5 protein-coding genes are annotated in these 2,950 nt (G+C 41.2%); 4 read left to right on the forward strand and 1 reads right to left on the reverse strand.

The features are described from left to right. A partial coding sequence (locus ACKI5G_RS03680) for an ATP-binding protein (protein WP_407397750.1) occupies positions 1-558 on the forward strand: 558 nt, incomplete at its 5' end. A 97-nt stretch (positions 559-655) separates the two neighbouring features. Here the strand turns inward: ACKI5G_RS03680 and ACKI5G_RS03685 are convergent. Beyond that, entirely contained in the window at positions 656-1,114 is a 459-nt protein-coding gene (locus ACKI5G_RS03685) for an Hsp20/alpha crystallin family protein (protein ID WP_407397752.1), read from the reverse strand. A 250-nt stretch (positions 1,115-1,364) separates the two neighbouring features. Between ACKI5G_RS03685 and nagB the strand changes: the two genes are divergently transcribed. The 3 genes from nagB to ACKI5G_RS03700 are packed head-to-tail and all read left to right on the forward strand — an operon-like array spanning position 1,365 to position 2,679. Further along, positions 1,365-2,123 (forward strand): glucosamine-6-phosphate deaminase, encoded by a 759-nt coding sequence (gene nagB / locus ACKI5G_RS03690; RefSeq protein ID WP_407397754.1) that lies wholly within the window; start codon positions 1,365-1,367, stop codon positions 2,121-2,123. A gap of 14 nt (positions 2,124-2,137) precedes the next feature. Then, positions 2,138-2,350, forward strand: coding sequence for a DUF2905 domain-containing protein (locus ACKI5G_RS03695; RefSeq protein WP_407397756.1), 213 nt, complete (start codon positions 2,138-2,140; stop codon positions 2,348-2,350). A gap of 8 nt (positions 2,351-2,358) precedes the next feature. Continuing rightward, positions 2,359-2,679, forward strand: a complete 321-nt coding sequence (locus ACKI5G_RS03700) for a cytochrome C biogenesis protein (RefSeq protein WP_407397758.1) — start codon at positions 2,359-2,361, stop codon at positions 2,677-2,679. Positions 2,680-2,950: the final 271 nt, after the last annotated feature.

The raw sequence follows: 2,950 nt of genomic DNA on the forward strand, positions 1-2,950 counted from the left end.
TTGGAGGATGGGGTGGTAAGCATTGCCAGAGTAAACGCTTCCTTGACTTTTCCTTCCTGTATAATTTTGTGCTGTTCCATGAATCCATGCCCCTGCGGTTATTATAATGACCCGGAAAAACAGTGCGATTGCTCCTATCAGGAAATAAAGCGATACAACAGAAAAATTTCGGGACCGTTGCTGGATAGGATAGATATTCAGATAAGGGTGCCACGGGTAACCTACAAGGAGTTAACAGCCACAGAAAAGGCGGAATCCTCAGTTGATATTAGAAAAAGAGTGTCTGCGGCCAGAGATCGTCAGCTTCAAAGATTACGAAAATATGGTATTGTCTGCAATGCCCAAATGACCTCATCAATTTTAAAGAAAACCTGTAAAATTACCAAGGAAGCACAACAACTGCTACGTTCAGCATTTATTGATAAAAGTATGTCTGCACGTTCCTATGACAGAATAAAAAAGGTGGCTCAGACAATTGCAGATTTGGATGGCAGTGATGAGATAAAGGGAATCCATCTGGCAGAGGCCATTCAGCTTAGGAATGAAATAGGAGTGTGAAACTGGAAATTTAATATGAGGAATAAAAAGTGGAATAAAAAATCGGGCCCTCACAATAGTGAAGGTCCGATTCTTTTTACTTAACAATGATTAACTGTTAGTGGATTGGAATCTCATGAGAGATTTCCTCCACAGGAGTTGAAAGCTTTGGCATGGTGACTGTGAGTATACCATCCTTGAAATCAGCATTGCAGTTGTTCTCATCGATATTGTCGATGTAGAAGGAACGGCTCATGCTGCCGCTGTAACGCTCCCGGCGAATGAAATTACCCTGCTCATCCTTTTCATCCTTGGATTCTTCCTTGCTGGCAGAGATGGAAAGATAATTGTCTTTATAGGAAAGATGTACATCCTCCTTGGTATAGCCAGGCAACTCAGCCTTGAGCTCGTAGCTGTCACCATTATCCTTCACATCCACGTTGAAGGACTTGCCACTGAAACCTGTGTCGCTGAAGATGCTTGCAATTGGTTGACTCATCCAGTTGAACAGGCGATCGAAGCCGTCTTCCTCACGTGCCAAATCATTTCTCATTGCGAATGGAACTAAGCCTAACATAGTAACGATCCCCTTTCATTTAGATAATTGATTTATTTGGTGAGGTGGGGGATTTCTTCTTTTCCCCTTCCTTGATTCTTATTATATACTTATAAGTCAAAAAGTCAATAAGTCAAAATGTAAAAAATAATTTTTTTATATATGGAGTTATTGCAGAGGCAAAATGGCACTATTATTGAAGAAAAATATGAACAAAGGCGTTATAATATAGACAAAGAATAGAGTGATGTGTAGAGGGGAGGGGGCCAGTATGCGGGTTCTAGTTACTGATTCTTATGAACAGATGGGATTGGAGGCAGCCAAGATTGTAGCCGGCCAGATTTATTTGAAGCCCAATAGCGTATTGGGATTGGCAACCGGCAGTACCCCTCTTTCTATGTATGAACGGCTTGTGGCGGTACACAGAACAGTGGGATTGGATTTTTCCAGGGTAACCACCTTTAATTTGGACGAATACATCGGTATGGGACCAGATAATCCTCAGAGTTATCACTATTTTATGCAGGAGCATTTTTTTAAGCACATTAATATAAGACCGGAAAATGTCCATATTCCCAATGGCATGGCCCAGGATGTGATAGCCGAGGGAGAACGTTATGAGCAGCTTATTGCTGCCAAGGGTGGAATTGATTTACAGGTATTGGGAATCGGGCAGAATGCACATATTGGCTTTAATGAGCCTGATGTTAAATTTGCGGCTACAACCCACAAGGTGGAGCTGGACGAGGAAACCATATTGGCCAATTCCAGATTTTTTAATAATGTGGATGAAGTGCCACGGTATGCCATCAGCATGGGAATAAAGACCATAATGATGGCTGAGCATGTTATATTGCTGGCTAGTGGCAGGAATAAGGCAAGGGCAGTATATAAGGCTGTTTGTGGTGATGTTACTCCGGAGGCACCGGCTTCAATTTTGCAGCTGCATAGGGATGTGGTGGTTATTTTGGATAATGAGGCGGCAGAGCTGCTGCCGGCAAATATTGTAGCATGGGATAAGGTTTTATGAAAGGGCATTGATAAATGACAGATATTGGAAAGATGCTAATATTTTTAGGGATAATTCTGGTTGTGGTAGGGTGTGTAATTCACTTTGGAGGTAAATTCATTCCCTTTGGAAAGCTGCCTGGGGATATTAATGTGGTGGGGGAAAACAGCTCATTTCACTTCCCTCTAATGACCTGCATTATAATTAGTGTTGTTTTGAGTGTGATAGCCAATCTGTTTTTCAGGTGAGGTGCATCATGGAGCAGTTTAAGCTGGAGATTTACATACCGGAAAGTCATTTTAAGGAGTTGCAAAGGGTGTTGCAGTCCGTAGATGCAGGGCACATCGGCAATTATGACTGCTGTCTTTCATATAGCCGTGTCAAAGGTACCTGGAGACCCCTTGATGGTACGAAACCGTATATCGGTGAAGGAAATGTTATAAGCGAGGAAGATGAGCTTAAGGTGGAGGTAAATGTCCGAAAAGAAAATCTGTCCAAAACCTTACAGGCTATCAGACGCATCCACCCCTATGAAGAACCACTTATAAATGTTATTCCTCTTTATAACGAGCTTTAATAATAAAACAATGTATAGGAATAGTGTTCTGCTTAATAGGTTTTTCCTTGTTAGTGTGTAAGGGAGGGAATGTATGAAGAAAGTATTTTTGTTTGGAATGGTGGTAATCGAATAAGTTATGCATCTGGCTACCTGTGAATACATATCTGAATATAGGAAGATTTTCTTCTAAAGAAGAAAAATTTGAACAATGGCGTTATAAACTTGTCTACTTCTTGGGCAGGTGCTATAATAAACATAAGAAAAGAGATAGCTGATGTTTGCTCCGTCA

The sequence above is a fragment of the Anaerovibrio sp. genome (assembly GCF_045637405.1).
Lineage (GTDB): Bacteria > Bacillota > Negativicutes > Selenomonadales > Selenomonadaceae > Anaerovibrio.